Genomic DNA, 16,711 nt, shown 5'->3' on the forward strand with positions numbered 1-16,711 from the left:
TAGCCGGTATGTAACAGCAATATTGCTGTGGCTAGAAGAACATGAGTTCCTGCAGCTGGACGGATTCTGTCTGATTTACGGGCGCCTCATTTCAGGTAATTACCCTTGGACGCGACAAGCGCACGCCGACATCTTTTCAGCATCCGTGACGCGGCACTGGGCAATGCTCTTCGGCAAGAGCGCATTCTTCAGAATGCGCTGCTTCGCGCAGGGAGATGAGCCACTCCTTCGCAGCAACACCCCACAAACAAAAAGCGCAGACCCCGTCTGCGCTTTCTCTTTGATAGCTGCCAGCGCCCACTACACAAGCGCTACAGCCCTTATTCACTCAAAAGCAGCCCTCACCGCGCCGTCGTATCCGAGGCGATGGGAATGTAGAAATCCCCACCCGCCTTGTTGAACTCCTCCGCCTTGGCCTGCATGCCCACGGCAATGCCTTGCTCCTCGGCCACGCCCTGCTGTTTGGCGAATTCGCGCACCTCCTGGGTGATCTTCATGGAGCAGAACTTGGGGCCGCACATGCTGCAGAAATGGGCCACCTTGGCACTGTCCTTGGGCAGGGTTTCGTCGTGGTAGGCCTGTGCGGTGTCCGGGTCCAGGCCCAGGTTGAACTGGTCCTGCCAACGGAAGTCGAAGCGTGCCTGGCTCAATGCATCGTCGCGCGAGCGGGCACCGGGGTGGCCCTTGGCGACGTCGGCGGCGTGGGCGGCGATCTTGTAGGCGATGATGCCTTGCTTGACGTCGTCACGGTCGGGCAGGCCCAGGTGTTCCTTGGGCGTGACGTAGCACAGCATGGCCGTGCCAAACCAGCCGATCATGGCAGCGCCGATGGCGGAGGCAATGTGGTCGTAGCCGGGGGCGATGTCGATGGTCAGCGGGCCCAGGGTGTAGAACGGGGCCTCGTGGCAGTGCTTGAGCTGCTCGGTCATATTGGCCTGGATCATGTGCATGGGCACATGGCCGGGGCCTTCGATCATGGTCTGCACATCGTGCTTCCAGGCGGTTTGCGTCAGCTCGCCCAAGGTCTTGAGCTCGGCAAACTGGGCTTCGTCGTTGGCGTCGGAGGCACAGCCGGGGCGCAGGCCATCGCCCAGCGAGAAGCTCACGTCATACGCCTTCATGATGTCGCAGATGTCTTCGAAATGCTCGTAGAGGAAGCTCTCGCGATGGTGGGCCATGCACCACTTGGCCATAATGGAGCCACCGCGCGAGACGATGCCGGTGCGGCGCTGGGCCGTGAGGTGGATATAGGCCAGGCGCACGCCGGCGTGGATGGTGAAGTAGTCCACGCCCTGCTCGGCCTGCTCGATCAGCGTGTCACGGAAGATGGGCCAGGTCAGGTCTTCGGCAATGCCGCCCACTTTTTCCAGTGCCTGGTAGATGGGCACGGTGCCAATGGGCACGGGCGAGTTGCGGACAATCCAGTCGCGCGTGGTGTGGATGTTTTTGCCGGTGGACAGGTCCATGACGTTGTCCGCACCCCAGCGAATGGCCCAGACCAGTTTTTCCACCTCTTCTTCGATGCTGGAGGTGACGGCCGAGTTGCCGATGTTGGCGTTGATCTTGACCTTGAAATTGCGGCCAATGGCCATGGGCTCGATTTCAGGGTGGTTGATATTGGCCGGGATGATGGCGCGGCCTCTGGCCACCTCGTCGCGCACGAATTCGGGGGTGATGATCTTGGGAATGGCGGCGCCCAGGCTGTTGCCGGCCAGGCGAGCTTCGCGGGCCGCATCCTGCATGTACTCGGCCATCCACTCGCGGCGGCCGTTTTCACGCAGGGCCACATATTCCATTTCCGGCGTGATGATGCCGCGCTTGGCGTAGTGCATCTGCGTCACATTCTGGCCGCTCTTGGCGCGGCGCGGCTGGCGTTGCAGGGCTGCGGCCTCGGCACGCAACTGGGCCACGCGCAGGTCTTCCTCGCCGCGCTTGCCGCCGTCGTCCAGGGCCACACGCTGGCGGCCCACATAGAGCTCGCTGTCACCACGCGCCTCGATCCAGGCACCGCGCACGCTGAGCAGGCCCTGGCGTACATCGATGTTCACGGCCGGATCGGTATAGGGGCCGGAGGTGTCGTAGACGCTGACCTGCTCGCCATTGGTGAGCGCAATATCGCGCACCGGCACGCGCAGCTCTGGGTGCACCTGGCCCTGCAGATAGCTCTTGGTAGAGGCCGGAAACGGCTGGCGCGACTGGGCCAGCAGCTCGGCAAAACGGGTGGCGTCCGGCGCATTGCCAGCGGCGGGGGTGAAGATGGAATCAGGGGCGTTCATCGCGGTCTCCTCAAAGCGGTGGAAATGCATCAACGCTCCGTGGAGTGCTGGACCGCTCTGATTCGGCATGCCATGGGCTGTTTGCCATTGCACACCTCCACCTGGGTCAAGCGCTGCAGCAGAGCCATCTGTGCTGCGCTTTTCCTCTGCCATACAAGATGACAGCCATGGCCGACACGCCCCAAGGTCAGCCCATAAAAGACAAAACCCCAGTGCGCGAGGCGCCTGGGGTGGGCAAGGCAGCGCGGATTGGGGGCATGTGCAGCGGTTTCTCAAAACCCACTTTGCCTCTCTTCCTTGCGCCCTGCTTCAGGGTCCCGCTCTTCTTCCGCCGGCATGAACCGGATCAAGTTCGTCGGGTTCGTTTGCAGCCATTTTTCAATGGCTGCTCACATCTCAGCGCTTTCGCACACCCCGGAGCAGAGGGCAGTATAGGACAAGAGGGAGGTCGGCATGGTCACATGCCGTGGGTGATGATGGGTTTATATGTGGTCGATGCCGGAGTCCTTTGACGGCACAACTGCAGCTTTCCTTTGCGATGGGCTGCTGGCCGGGTCTCGCCCCGGCCAGCAATTGCAAGCACAAAGCATCAAACAAAAAAGCGCTCATACCCATCAGGCACAAGCGCTTCTAGCTCTGAAATTCAGAGCATCAACACATCACACCGCAATCGCCGATGCAGATCCCGCCTGCTTGCGCAACTCGAACTTCTGGATCTTGCCGGTGCTGGTCTTGGGCAGCTCACCAAAGATGATGACGCGGGGCACCTTGTAGCCGGCCAGGTGCTGCTTGCAGTGGGCAATGATGTCGGCCTCGGTCACCACGGCGCCGGCCTTGATCTCCAGGAAGGCGCAAGGTGTCTCGCCCCACTTCTCGTCGGGCTTGGCCACCACGGCGGCGGCCAGCACGGCGGGGTGGCGGTACAGCACGTCTTCCACTTCGATGGAGGAGATGTTCTCACCGCCGGAGATGATGATGTCCTTGCTGCGGTCCTTGATCTTGATGTAGCCGTCGGGGTACTGCACGGCCAGGTCGCCGCTGTGGAACCAGCCGCCACGGAAGGCCTCGTCGGTGGCCTGTGGGTTCTTTAAATAGCCCTTCATGGCGATGTTGCCGCGGAACATGATTTCACCCATGGTCTCGCCATCCTGGGGCACGGGCTGCATGGTTTCGGGGTCCAGCACCTCGGCCGAACGCTGCAGATGGTAGCGCACGCCCTGGCGGGCGTTCAAGCGGGCGCGTTCGCCAATGTCGAGCGCGTCCCAGGCCGCATGCTTGGCGCAGACGGTGGCGGGGCCATAGGTTTCGGTCAGGCCGTAGACATGGGTCAGATCAAAGCCCATGGCCTCCATGCCCTCGATCATCGAGGCCGGGGGCGCAGCGCCGGCCACCATGGCCTTGACGCCGGCGGGCACGCCCTCCTTCATCGCCGCAGGCGCGTTCACCAGCAGCGATTGCACAATGGGCGCGCCGCAGTAGTGGGTGACGCCGTGGTCGCGTATGGCGTCAAAAATGCTTTGCGGATCGACGCGACGCAGGCAGACGTTCACGCCGGCGCGTGCGGCCACGGTCCAGGGGAAGCACCAGCCATTGCAGTGGAACATGGGCAGCGTCCACAGATAGACCGCGTGCTTGGGCATGTCCCATTCCAGCACATTGCTGATGGCGTTGATCTGGGCGCCGCGGTGGTGGTAGACCACGCCCTTGGGATTGCCGGTGGTGCCGCTGGTGTAGTTCAGCGCAATCGCGTCCCACTCGTTCTCGGGCAGCTCCCAGGCAAAGTCGACATCGCCACGGGCCACAAAGTCTTCATACGTCACCTCGCCCAGTTGCACGGCGGGCTCGCCATACAGCGCATCTTCCACGCGGATGATGGTCAGCGGCGCCGTGGACTTGCGCAGCGGCAAGGCCTTGGCGATCAGGCCGGCAAACTCGGGGTCCACGATCAAGGCCTTGGCCTCGCCATGGTCCAGCATAAAGGCCAGGGTTTCGGCATCCAGGCGGGTGTTGAGCGTGTTGAGCACGGCCCCTGCCATGGGCACACCGAAGTGGGCCTCCACCATGGGCGGGGTGTTGGGCAGGATCACGGCCACGGTGTCGTTCTTGCCAATGCCGATTTGCCGCAGGCTGCTGGCCAGTTGGCGGCAGCGCGCATAGGTCTGGCCCCAGCTCTGGCGCAGCGCGCCATGCACGATGGCCAGGCGATCCGGGTAGATGGTGGCGGTGCGCTCGATGAAGTTCAGCGGGCTCAAAGCGGCGAAGTTGGCCGCGTTGCGATCCAGGTGGTCGTTGTAGGGGCTGCTCATAAAAAGTGTCTCTCGAGTCAAGTTTTGTACTCATTTTGCTGCAACTGCACAACACAGGCTTACAGCCCCTGACAACCCTCGCCTATTGCGCCGCAGTGCTTTCGATGCTGCAGCGCCGACACGCACTTTGGATGCCGCGCCTTTGATGCCGCGCAATACCACGCATCCGGCTCTCAGGTGCAATACCTACACCATCTGGACTGAGTCCAATTTCAGCAGCAGCCATGCTGCAGGAGTCGGCCCCGTCCAATGCCCAGGGCTGGCAGCCCCCGTTGCCAGCGCACCGGGTGGTGGTGGGTGCGGCGCCAAGGCCCCGCACCGCGATTCCTCTACACAAGCGTCTGGAACCACACAATGCAAAATACCTTCCGCCCCCTCGTTGCCGCCGCCATGCTCGTTGCCGGTCTGGCCAGCGCCTACAGCTGGGCCATGAAGCCCGACAACGAACCCATCTCCCCCGTCACCCCTGCCGTGATCAAGAACCCGGCCATGGTGGAGCTGGGCAAGAAGCTGTGGTTTGACCCCCGCCTGTCCAAGTCCGGCTTCATCTCCTGCAACAGCTGCCACAACCTCTCCATGGGCGGCAGCGACAACATCAAGACCTCCATCGGCCACAACTGGACCGAGGGCCCGATCAACTCGCCCACGGTGCTGAACTCCAGCATGAACGTGGCCCAGTTCTGGGACGGCCGTGCCGGCACGCTGAAAGAGCAGGCCGGCGGCCCCATTGCCAACCCCATGGAAATGGCCTTCACCCACGAGCTGGCCGTGGACATGCTGAGCTCCATCCCTGGCTACAAGGTCGAGTTCAAGCAGGTGTTCAAGAAGGACAAGATCGACATCGACCAGGTGACCGATGCCATTGCCGCCTTTGAGGAAACCCTGGTCACGCCCAATGCGCGCTTTGACAAATGGCTCAAGGGCGACCAGAAGGCCTTGAGCAAGGACGAGCTCGAAGGCTACAAGCTGTTCCGCGACAGCGGTTGCGTGGCCTGCCACAACGGCGAAGCCGTGGGCGGCAACTCCTTCCAGCGCATGGGTCTGGTCGAGCCCTACAAGACCAGCAACCCCGCAGAAGGCCGCTCTGCCGTGACCGGCAATGACGCCGAGCGCTTCAACTTCAAGGTGCCGACCCTGCGCAACGTGGAGCTGACCTATCCCTACTTCCACGACGGCGCCGCCGACACCCTGAGCCAGGCCGTGGACACCATGGGCCGCATCCAGCTGGGCAAGAATTTCAGCAAGGATGAAAACGCCAAGATCGTGGCCTTCCTGAAGACCCTGACCGGCGACCAACCCCAGATGGTCATGCCCATCCTGCCGCCTTCCAGCGACAGCACCCCACGTCCCACGCCTTTCGACAAGAAGAAGTAAGCCGCAGGCGCGCCGCACCGGCGCGCCTTGCTGGTCTTTCTGAGTGGCCCGCCACCCCGGGCTATCTCCCTCGCGCGCGCCAGGCTTTGCCGGGTGCGCGTTTTTTATTCACAATAGCCATTTATCGCTTTCGTGCCTGTGCACGAACTCCCCCCGCTCCCATGCTCCAGCGCACACCTGCCCGCCGCCCCAGCCGTCCCCGAGACGCCGCGCCCTCGACTGCGCCGGCGGCCGCGCCGAGCCTGCGAAGCTGCGCCGTGCCGCAACTGCCACAGGCGCACGAGGGCGATGTCCAACTGGCCCAGCGCCTGCAACGGGCGGGGCTGCAGCCCACACGCCAGCGCCTGGCCATTGCCCGGGTGCTGCTGCGCCAGCCCACCCATATGCATGCCGACCAGGTGCTGCAGGCCGCCCGAACGCATTACCCGGCCCTGTCGCGCGCCACCGTCTACAGCACCCTGCCCCTGCTGGTGCAGCACGGCCTGCTGCGCGCCCTGCCCCTGGGGCTGGAGCACCAGGTCTATGACTCGCGCACCGATGCCCACCCCCATCTGCTGGTCGAAGAAACGGGCGAGGTGATGGACCTGCCACCCGATTGCATCCGCTGGGATGCCCTGCCCGCCATGGCATCCGGGCTGGAAATCGCCGGCATCGACCTGGTGGTGCGCGTGCGCCGCACGACCTCCGCAACGCCTGCACCTGCTGCCACATCGGCGCCAGCGCCCCGGCGCGCCGGCTGACCGCCCGCTCGCCCTTCACCAGCCCCGCGCTCCCTCTGCAGCCCGTCCACCGGCCCACATCCTGCGGGCCACGGCAAGGCCGCCGCATGCGCGTCACTCTGCCCTGCCACGCCCCGCTGCACCCCATTCCACCCGGCCAATCGGACAGCATCGTCCGAAGAATTCTCCAATTACCCCCATGGAAGTGCTGATTTTTTCACGCCTTTCAGTGCACACCATCGGGCCACAGAAATCACAAATATCCAATAAATTCAATCACCTGCAGCACATCAAGACCACCTAACACCATTCCACATCGCGCGCAAACTTACGTCTTATATAAGACATCAATTACAGCAATAGATGTTTTTGTCATTTCTTTTCTACAATGCAGGAATGGATTGCGCAGAACCGCTCTGACCAGAGCGCCGGTGCAATTCTTTTGCATTTTGTGTTTCAACGAGGAACGCCCGGGCATGTACCTGGGCGGAGGAGACCGGCCCGCATCCACCGATGCGGGCCTTTTTTATGCCCGGGCCAGCAGACTGAGCATGCCCATGGCCCCACGCTCTAAGCCAGCGCCGTCTCGTGCAGATAGTTCCAGCGCACCGCCTGCTCCGCGCAATGCAGCAGCACCACCGAACAGCGCACGGTGCTCAGCCCATTCAGGTGGTGGGTCTCCCGGTAGCGCATGGCGATATGGCTGCCGTCCTGCCACACGGGCTCCATGTCGCTGACTTCCATGCGCAGCCCCGGCTTGCTGCCGGCCGCGCGCGCAAAGGCCTGCTCCACCTGGTGAAGACCCACGACCTGGCCCGAGGTGGCCACCATGCTGAAGTCCTCGGAAAAAAGCGGCATCAGCTGCTGCAAAGCGGCGTGGGCCGCCTCGGCCTCGCCGGTGAAGATGCAGTGGATCAGTTCGTGAACCCGCAAGATGCTGCGCTTGGCAGCGTCGACCGTGGCCTGCTTATGCATAAAAAGCTTTCTGTGGGCGCAATGTGCGCAGTTGCAAAATCGGCGCCAGGCCAGCGAGTGCAGCCAGGGCAAAGGTAAGGCGGTAGGCGCGGACCATATCCATGCGGTGCAACAGCAGGTTGAAGACCATGAGCAGCGCTGCAGCGCCCACGCTGAAAGCCATTTGGCGGTTGATGTTCCACAGCACGCTGGCCTGGTGCGTGTCCTGGCCGTCAAAGTCCAGCAGCGCCGTGGTCTGGGCGGTGTTGGCGCCCATGCCCCCGCCCAGGCCCATCAGGCCGTAGGCAGCGACCAGCATCCCCATATCCGCTGTGCTGTCCACCATCACCAGGCAGGCAATGCCCAGACTGTGCAGCAGCATGCCGGTCAGGAACAGGCGCGGAGCACCCATGCGGCCATAGACCCGGCCACCCAGCACCATGGCCACCAGAGCGCCGCAGGCGTAGACCAGCATGAACATGCCCGTGGTCTCGGCGCGCAGCTGCAAGCTGTCCTGCAGGTAGAAGATATTGAGCAGATTGACGCCGGTGAAGATGCCGGGCACGGCGTAATAGACCAGGATGGAGACCCTCAGCCTGGGGCTTTTCAGCAGCCGCAAGTCCACGATGGCATTGTCTGTTTGGCGGCCATGCCGCAGATACAGCCCACCAAACACCGCGCCGGCCGCCAGGCACAGCAGCACCGTCACGCCCTCTTGGCCCGCGCCATACAGCGACATGCCCAGAAGCGCGCAGGCCAGCGCCGCGCTGATGAGCAGCAGGCCCCAAATATCCGGGCGCAGCGGCGCGCTCAAGCGCGTTGTGACGGATGTGGGTGACAGCGCTTGCGCCGGTGCATCGCGCACCCAGCACCAGCACAGGGCGGCCGCCAGCAAGGACAGCGGGATGTTGGCGTGGAACACCCAGCGCCAGGAGCTGTGGTCGACAATCATCCCGCCCAGCATGGGCGACAGCGCCGGCGCGATCAGCGCCACGGCCATGACCAGGGTGGAGACGCGGGCCCGCTCCTCGCCCTGGAACAGATTGAACGCCATCGCCTGCCCCACGGGAATGAGCAGGCCGCCTGCCATGCCCTGAACCAGGCGCCAGCCCAGCAACTGCTCAAAGCTGGCGGCCTGACCGCAGGCCCACACCGCCAGGCTGAAGGCCAGCATGGAGGCCGTCAGCATTCTTCGCGCGCCCCAGCGGCCAGCCAGCCAGGGGCTGAGCGGAATGACCAGGGTCAGCCCCAAAATATAAGCATTGCCCACCCAGGCGCTGCTGGCGTTGCTGGCCCCCAGCTCCGCCGTGATGCGCGGCAGCGCCACCACGGGCATGAAGATATTGATGCAATCAATAAAAAAGCCCAGCAAAAAAACCGTGGCCATGCGGTAGCGGTATGTCATCTTCCATCCTTGTGAGCCGGCATGGTGCAGCCGGCCACAGCGGCTGTCGATGCGGCTATGCTTGAATCTCTGTTTAATGGGATTGAACAATGGCCCGCACTGCCATCCACACACAGCTGCACCGGGTGCAAACTTTCTTGGCGGTGGTGGACTGCGGCTCCTACACCAAGGCGGCCGACTACCTGTCCATCAGCAAGGCCATGGCCAGCCTGCATGTCAAAGCTCTGGAAGAGTCGTTGTCGGTGGCGCTGCTGCTGCGCAACACCCGCAGCATCTCGCTGACCGAATCCGGCCAGGCCCTGTACGACGAGTTCCAGGACATCGTCAGCGGAATCGACCACGCGTTTGAAAGCGTCATGCAGCGGCGCAGCCGGATCACGGGCCATTTGCGCATCAGCACCACCAGCGAATATGGCGAGCGATACCTGCTCCCGCTGATTGCCCGGTTTGTGAAGCGGCACCCGGACATCACCATCAGCTACGACACCAACTCGTCGCTCAGCGATCTGGTGGCCGAAAAGCTGGATCTGGTGGTGCGCCTGGGCAGCCTGGCGGACTCCAACTTCAAAAGCCGCAAGCTGGCCGACTACGCCATCTGGCTGGTGGCTGCCCCGGCCTTTTTGGCCCGCCACCCCATCCACGCGCCGGCAGACCTTGCCACCGCACCCTGGATTGCCAACAGCAACCTCAGCGCCCCCACCCAATGGCGCATGCAAGGGCCGCAAGGCCAGAGCATCGAGGTCGGCGGGCCCATGGCCCACCAGTCCAACGCCTCCTCGGCTATCCGCAGCCTGGCGCTGGCGGGCCTGGGCGTTGCCGTCTTGCCGGCCTGGCTGGTCGAGGCCGACCTGGCCAGCGGGGCGCTGCAGCGGCTCTTGCCCGCTTACAACCTGCCCCAACAGGCCATCAGCGCGGTATTCCCCAACAGCCGCCATCTGCCGCGCAAGACGCGCGCCTTCATTGATTTTCTCTGCGAGCACCTGGGGCCCACGGCGTGATGCCGCCGCCCAGGCAACTCCTTTTTTGAGAGCATCTACTGCTGATACAGACTGGATCTTGAAGCCAAACAAATTGGAAACCGAATAAGCACAGGCGATAGGCGCTACGGTTTTTGCAATGCACAGCCGCCTGCAGCGGATAGCCGCCATGGCGCACAATACGGCCGGTGTCCATCCCCCAGTCTTTTCTCCAGGAGCTGCTCGCGCGCGTCGATGTCGTCGACGTGGTGGGTCGCTATGTGCCGCTCAAAAAAGGCGGTGCCAACTTCATGGGCCTGTGCCCCTTCCATGGAGAGAAGTCGCCCTCCTTCAGCGTCAGCCCGTCCAAGCAGTTCTATCACTGCTTTGGCTGCGGCAAGAACGGCAATGCCATCAGCTTTTTGATGGAGCATGCCGGCATGGGCTTTGTCGAGGCCGTGCAAGACCTAGCCCAGCAAGTGGGCCTGCAGGTGCCGCAAGACGATGTGAGCCCGGCCGAGCGCGAGCGCCAGGCCGCGCAAAAGCGCCAGCAGGCCTCGCTCACCGATGTGCTGGAGCGCGCAGGCGACTCCTACCGCAAGCAGCTCAAGGACGGCGCCCACGCGGTGGACTACCTGAAAAAGCGCGGCGTTTCCGGCGCCATCTGCAGCCGCTACGGCCTGGGCTATGCGCCTGCGGGCTGGCGCCATCTGGCCGGTGTGTTCCCGGCCTATGACGATCCGCAGCTGCAGGAGGCCGGCCTGGTCATCGTCAACGAGGACGATGACAAGCGCTACGACCGCTTTCGCGATCGCATCATGTTCCCCATTCGCAACGTCAAGGGCGAATGCATAGGCTTTGGCGGCCGTGTGATGGGGGACGAAAAACCCAAATACCTGAACTCGCCCGAGACCCCGCTGTTCCACAAGGGCCGCGAGCTCTACGGCCTGTTCGAAGCCCGCAACGCCCTGCGCGAAAAAGGCTATGCCCTGGTCACCGAAGGCTATATGGACGTGGTGGCCCTGGCGCAGCTGGGCTTTCCCAACGCCGTGGCCACGCTGGGTACGGCCTGCACGCCCGACCATGTGCACAAGCTGTTTCGCTTCACCGATGCCGTGGTCTTCAGCTTTGACGGCGACGCTGCCGGCCGCCGCGCCGCGCGCAAGGCCCTGGAAGCGGCCCTGCCCTATGCCAGCGACACGCGCAGCGTGAAGTTTCTGTTTCTGCCGGCCGAACACGACCCCGACAGCTTTATCCGCGAGCATGGCAGCGACGCCTTTGCCCGCCATGTGGGCGACGCCCTGCCGCTGTCGCGCTTTTTGCTCGACGCCATCAGCGAAGGCTGCGACCTGGGCCAGGCCGAGGGCCGCGCCCGCATGGCCAGCCAGGCGCGGCCGCTGTGGAATCTGCTGCCCGAGGGCGCGCTCAAGCTGCAGCTGCTGGCCGAGATCGCCGGCAAGGCCCAGCTCTCCAGCAGCAATCTGTCCGAGCTGTGGGAGCAGACCGCCGCCCAGGAAGCCCGCTGGCAGCGCGGGGGTACCGCCGCCCACCCCCAGGCCGCCCCCAGCGCAGCCCCGCCCCCCGGCGAATGGGCGCCGCCCGATGCCGACTGGGGAGGCCCTGCAAACTATGGCGGTCACAGCGCCCATGAGGGCTGGGGCGATGCAGGCGGCCAGGCCTACCACCCGGCCGCCGACGGTGGCGGCTATGGCGCGGCAGGTGGCTATGGACGCGACCCGCGCGGCAGCGGCCGTGGCAACTGGCGCGATGGCCAGGCAGGCGCTGGCAATGGGGCTTATGGCGGGCGCGGCCGCAAGCCCTGGAGCAAGGACCGCAAGGACGGCAATGGCTGGAACGATGCCCCCCGCCTGCCACGCATTCCCCAGCCCTTGGGACCGGACCAGGCCGCCCGCCTGCTGCTGGCGCATATGGAATTCATGGAGGAGCTGGCCAACGAAGACCTGGACGCCCTGGTCAGCCAGCCCGCGCCCCATGGCCCGCTGTTTGCCTGGGTGGAAAGCCAATACCAGGAGCATGGCGCCCAGTCCTGGGCCGTGCTGCAAGGGCGGCTGGGCGACAGCGCCGAAGCCAAACTGGCCCGCACGCTCATGGAGGGGCCCCACGGGCAGCCCGAGGGCGAGCTGCCCGAGCTGCGCTGCGAGCTGCGCAGCGTCATCAACCCCATGCTGGCCAAACGCCTGATGGAGCTGGAAAAGCAGGCCCTCTCCGAAGTGGCCACTGACCCTCTGGCCGTGCAGCGTTACCGCGCGCTGCAGGAGCGGCGCAAGCAACTTTCCGCACAGCCGCAGCCAGCGCCCTGAGCGCCCTGGCGCGGCACCTGCCCCGCAAATTCTGGGCCATCCCGGCGGAACGCCACTCCCAGGCCTATACCATTCACAGGTTCACAAAGTCTTCAGCCCAAGCTGGCAAAGACTTTGTTGGTGATCTCTGAAAGGAAATAGGCATGCGCCGTTTTGAACTGGTCGAAGGAACGGCCAGCAAGTTCTGGGAAATCGAGCAAAACGACAGCGAACTCAGCATCGCCTGGGGTCGCATAGGCACTGCGGGTCAAAGCCAGACCAAGTCTTTTGCCGATGCGGCCAAGGCCCTGGCGGCGCTCAACAAGCTGGTCAAGGAAAAAACCGCCAAGGGCTATGCCGAGACCGGCGCCACCGCGGTGGTGGGTGCAACGCCAGCAGCCACCTCGGCCACCGCACCCAAGCCGGCTGCGGCCAAGACCGTCAAAACCGCCAAGCCTGCAGCCCCGCCAGCCAGCGCGGTGCCTGCCGCACCCGCAGCCCCCGCCGAGAGCCTGGACGCGCAATGCGAGCGCGTGTTCGAGGCCGTGCGCGCCCAGATCGAGGACGGCACGCTCAAGCTGGGCCATGATCTGTCGGCCGCCCAACTCAAGCGCCTGCATGGCGTGAGCGATCGGGGTGCCACCATGGCCTTCGAGCAGCTCAAGTCCACAGGCATGCTTTACGGCTGGGGCAGCACGGCCAAGGTGCAGGACAAGGCCCAGAGCATTGCCAAAGAACTGGGCGAGGAAAGAGCCGAGCAGATCGCAGAGATGGCCGAGCAATCCCAGCCAGCGCTGGTGGTCGCAGCGACCGACACCAGCACGCCGCCCTGGGCCCAGGGCGAGCTGCTGCGCCTGCCGGCCAGCCTGCGCAATCTGGCCTATGCCACGCGTCGTCACCCGCAAAAGCCCAAACCCGCGCCCAGTGCGGCCGCGGCCTGGCATCTGGTGCGCCCCATGGCCAAGGACAACGGCCGTGTCGACCTGGCCGGCTGCGATCCCGTGCTGCGCCCCGCGCTGGAACGCATGCTCTCGCGCCTGACCCAGTCCGAGCCCGTGGCCGACACCGAGGCCGACAGCGCACTGCTGGCCCGCGCCATGGGCACGCGCCGCTACCACGGCGATGTCGAAATCGGCGCCAGCACGATCAACTACCTCGTGGCCCAGTACGGCCTGCCCGGCGCCATGGACATTTACCTCGCGTCCCAGCAGCTCCAGGTCAGCAGCAGCTACGACAGCAAGGCCAAGGGCCATGTCAGCACGCTGCACAGCACGGTCACCGGCCCGGTCTCGGACAGCTGGTATGGCCCCCTGGGCGAGACCGAGGAGCAGATGCGCAAGCACCTGTCGGCCGCCCCCGAAGCCGAGTGGCAGGTCTGCGCCGAGAAGATTGCCGCGGCCCTGCCCACGCTGCACCCCAGCCGCAAAACGGCCGTGGCCCTGCTGGTGCCCGAGTGCACCGACATGGCCGATGCCCTGGCCTTCGAGCTCACCGCCGAAAAAGACACACCCGAGAGCGCGCACTGGCTGCTGCTCACGGCCACCGACCCGGCCGCCATCGCAGCCCTGGTCAAGGTCAAGCAAAGCTATTCCAGCGGCCTGTGGGACAACCAGCGCATGGTGGCCACCTTGCTGCTGGAGCGCGGCCTGGACGCTCTTGCCTTGCTGGAGCGCGGCGCGGCCCAGGATGAGGCCGGCGACGCCCTGGCCGCCATGGGCACGCCCGAAGCCGTCACCGCCCTGGCGCGCGTGGCCAGCGGCTCCAAGGGCGCACTGGCGCGCCTGGCCCTGGCGGTGGACCGCTGGCCGCTGGCGGCCATGGTGGCCCTCGCCAAGCTGATTGCCTCGGGCGGCAAAGACGCCGGCTTCCTGACCCCCAGCCTCACACGGCTGCTGCGCGCCCACAGCGGGCAGGTCGATGCGCTACGCCCCTGGCTGGACAGCGCAGCCCAGGCCACCATAGACCGCCAGCTGGCCCTGCTGGCCGGCCCCGCCGAGGTGGCCGCCGTGAGCGAGCTGCCCCAGGTGCTGGCCGCCCCGCCCTGGCAGGCCAAGGTACAGAAAAAGGCCGCCACCGCCCTGGCCCTGGAGCCTTTGACGCTGGAGCCCACCGAACAATGGGCCGATGGCGCACGCGACAAGGCCTTGGAACTCAACCAATGGGAGCAAAAGCGCTTTGACAGCGCCAGCAAGAACGTGCTGGAGCTGGTGGACCGACTGGGCTTTGACGACAACAAAAAACAGTTCAAGCACCCCCTGGAAAACGCCGCGGCCGCCATACGCCAGCGCGACACCGAGGCCTTGATCACGGCCTGGCGCGCCATGGTGGAGCAGCGCAAAAAAGAGCGCTACTACTGGTTTTACTTCTACGCCGAATACATCAGCCTGCTGCCCGAAGAGATGGCCGCCCCGTTCTGGAATGCCGTGGCAGGTGAGGCCACGGACACGCGCGGCGTGGACTTTATGGCTGCCAAGCTGGGCCTGGCCGGTTTGCCCGGCCTGCTGGCCATGGTGCGCAGCAAGCCCAGCGAGAACCTGGAACTGGCGCTGAACTTTGGCGCCGTGGAGCTGGCGGCCCCTGCGGCCCGGGCCTTTGCCAAGCTCAAGTCGCTGCGCGACGCGGGCCGCCAATGGCTGCTCAAACACCCCGAGCATGCGGCCTGCGCGCTGCTGGCACCGGCCCTGGGCAAGCCCGGCGAGGCACGCGACTGCGCAGGCTCCGCCCTGCGCCTGCTACAAGCCAACGGCCATGCGGCCTTGCTGCAAGAGGTGGCGGCGCGCTATGGCCGCGAAGACGTGGTGAACGCATTGCAGGCCGTGCTGGATGAAAACCCGCTGGACCGCTTTCCCACCAAGCGCAGCAAGCTGCCCGAATGGTGGCAGCCGCGCGGCTGGCGCCGCCCGCAGCTCGCCAACGGCAAGGCCTTGCCCGACGAGGCCTTGGACGCCCTGGGCCAGATGCTGGGCTTTCCCACCAACGAAGAGGTCTATGCCGGCATTGCCGATGTGCAGGCCGCCTGCCTGCGCGAATCGCTGGCCGACTTTGGCTGGGACGCCTTCAGCGCCTGGCTGGAGGCCGGTGCCCCCAGCAAGGAAGGCTGGGCGCTGACGGCCCTGGGCGCTCTGGGCACGGACGAGACCGCGCGCAAGCTCACTCCCTTTATCCGCGCCTGGCCCGGCGAATCGGCCCATGCCCGCGCCGTCACCGGCCTGGATGTGCTGGCCGGCATTGGCACCGACGTGGCGCTGATGCTGCTCAACGGCATTGCGCAGAAGATCAAGTTCAAGGGCCTGCAGGACAAGGCCCGCGAAAAAATCAATGCCATTGCCGAGGCCCGCGGCCTCTCCACCGAGGAGCTGGAAGACCGCCTCGCCCCCGACCTGGGACTGGACGCCCAGGGCACTTTGAGGCTGGACTTTGGCCCGCGCGCCTTTGTGGTGGGCTTTGACGAAACGCTGAAGCCCTATGTGCGCGAGCTGGACGCCGATGGCCGCCCCGGCGCACGCCTGCCCGATCTGCCCAAGCCCAAGAAGAGCGATGACGCGGCCCTGTCCAAGGAGGCAACCGAGCGCTTCAAGCTGCTGAAAAAAGACGTGCGCACCATTGCCAGCCAGCAGCTGCTGCGCCTGGAAGTGGCCATGTGCGCGCGCCGCCGCTGGACGCCCGCGCTGTTCCGCATGTTCCTGGTCGAGCACCCGCTGGTGCGCCACATCGTGCAGCGCCTGATCTGGGGCGTGTACGAGCTGCCGGGCCAGACCAGCTATGGCGGCCAGCTGCAGGCCTGTTTCCGCGTGGCCGAGGATGGCAGCTTCACCACGGCCGAGGACGATGACTTCGAACTGCCCGAGGGCGAGACCATCCGCATCGGCGTGCCCCATGCGCTGGAGCTGTCGGCGGCCGATGCCGCCGCCTTTGGCCAGGTGTTTGCCGACTACGAGCTGCTCCAGCCCTTTGCCCAGATTGGCCGCGACACCTATACGCTGAACGAAGACGAAAGCAAGGCCCTCAAGCTCGAGCGCTGGAAGGGCGCCAAAGTGCCCACGGGCCGTGTGCTGGGCCTGGTTAACAAGGGCTGGCGCCGTGGCCAGGCCCAAGACGGCGGCGGCATCTGGTATTTCACCAAGCCCCTTGGCAACGGCAAGGTCATCGAGCTGTATCTGGACCCGGGCATCATCGTCGGCATGGTCGACGAATACCCCGAGCAGGAGCTGGGCGACGTCCATGTGGGCAAGCCCGCCTCCTGGGGCGAGATCGACAAGCCCGAGGCTTTCACCATCCTTGATGAGATTTCGGCCAGCGAGCTGGTCCGTGACCTGGAGGCGCTGCGCGCTTGATAAATCCCCCCCTGAGTCGCTGCGCGCCTTCCCCCTCTCTGGCTTCGCCGGAGGGGGACGACACCAGCGCGGCGGGGCGGCCCTTGC

At 65.1% G+C, this 16,711-nt stretch carries 9 protein-coding genes and 1 riboswitch; of the genes, 5 read left to right on the forward strand and 4 right to left on the reverse strand.

From position 1 onward, the window contains the following. Positions 1 to 341 precede the first annotated feature (341 nt). Both thiC and ACA027_RS16015 read right to left on the reverse strand, forming a co-directional pair. Positions 342 to 2,276, reverse strand: coding sequence for a phosphomethylpyrimidine synthase ThiC (gene thiC / locus ACA027_RS16010; protein WP_370679194.1), 1,935 nt, complete (start codon positions 2,274 to 2,276; stop codon positions 342 to 344). A 306-nt stretch (positions 2,277 to 2,582) separates the two neighbouring features. Then, a riboswitch (TPP riboswitch) is annotated at positions 2,583 to 2,703 on the reverse strand. A gap of 232 nt (positions 2,704 to 2,935) precedes the next feature. Next, a complete protein-coding gene (locus ACA027_RS16015; protein ID WP_370679195.1) occupies positions 2,936 to 4,582 on the reverse strand; it encodes an acyl-CoA synthetase in 1,647 nt (548 codons plus the stop codon). Between the two features lie 429 nt (positions 4,583 to 5,011). On the opposite strand from ACA027_RS16015, the gene ACA027_RS16020 reads away from it, so the two are divergent. Together ACA027_RS16020 and ACA027_RS16025 are read left to right on the forward strand one after the other, a co-directional pair. After that, positions 5,012 to 5,956, forward strand: coding sequence for a cytochrome-c peroxidase (locus ACA027_RS16020; protein ID WP_370682605.1), 945 nt, complete (start codon positions 5,012 to 5,014; stop codon positions 5,954 to 5,956). Between the two features lie 161 nt (positions 5,957 to 6,117). Beyond that, positions 6,118 to 6,696, forward strand: a complete 579-nt coding sequence (locus ACA027_RS16025) for a Fur family transcriptional regulator (protein WP_370679196.1) — start codon at positions 6,118 to 6,120, stop codon at positions 6,694 to 6,696. A 549-nt stretch (positions 6,697 to 7,245) separates the two neighbouring features. Here ACA027_RS16025 and ACA027_RS16030 read toward each other — a convergent pair. Further along, positions 7,246 to 7,650, reverse strand: a complete 405-nt coding sequence (locus ACA027_RS16030) for a DUF4440 domain-containing protein (RefSeq protein ID WP_370679197.1) — start codon at positions 7,648 to 7,650, stop codon at positions 7,246 to 7,248. Then, a complete protein-coding gene (locus ACA027_RS16035) occupies positions 7,643 to 9,034 on the reverse strand; it encodes an MFS transporter (RefSeq protein WP_370679198.1) in 1,392 nt (463 codons plus the stop codon). The genes ACA027_RS16030 and ACA027_RS16035 overlap by 8 nt, the downstream gene beginning before the upstream one ends. Before the next feature lie 89 nt (positions 9,035 to 9,123). Between ACA027_RS16035 and ACA027_RS16040 the strand changes: the two genes are divergently transcribed. The 3 genes from ACA027_RS16040 to ACA027_RS16050 all read left to right on the forward strand — a co-directional run bounded on the left by ACA027_RS16040 (position 9,124) and on the right by ACA027_RS16050 (position 16,624). Next, the gene (locus ACA027_RS16040) at positions 9,124 to 10,032 is read left to right on the forward strand and encodes a LysR family transcriptional regulator (RefSeq protein ID WP_370679199.1); all 909 of its coding nucleotides are present in this window, start codon (positions 9,124 to 9,126) and stop codon (positions 10,030 to 10,032) included. 167 nt (positions 10,033 to 10,199) lie between these two features. Then, positions 10,200 to 12,311 (forward strand): DNA primase, encoded by a 2,112-nt coding sequence (dnaG, locus tag ACA027_RS16045; RefSeq protein ID WP_370679200.1) that lies wholly within the window; start codon positions 10,200 to 10,202, stop codon positions 12,309 to 12,311. A 143-nt stretch (positions 12,312 to 12,454) separates the two neighbouring features. Further along, the gene (locus tag ACA027_RS16050) at positions 12,455 to 16,624 is read left to right on the forward strand and encodes a DUF4132 domain-containing protein (protein ID WP_370679201.1); all 4,170 of its coding nucleotides are present in this window, start codon (positions 12,455 to 12,457) and stop codon (positions 16,622 to 16,624) included. Positions 16,625 to 16,711: the final 87 nt, after the last annotated feature.

It is taken from the genome of Comamonas sp. GB3 AK4-5 (assembly GCF_041320665.1).
In the GTDB taxonomy this organism is placed as follows: domain Bacteria; phylum Pseudomonadota; class Gammaproteobacteria; order Burkholderiales; family Burkholderiaceae_C; genus Comamonas.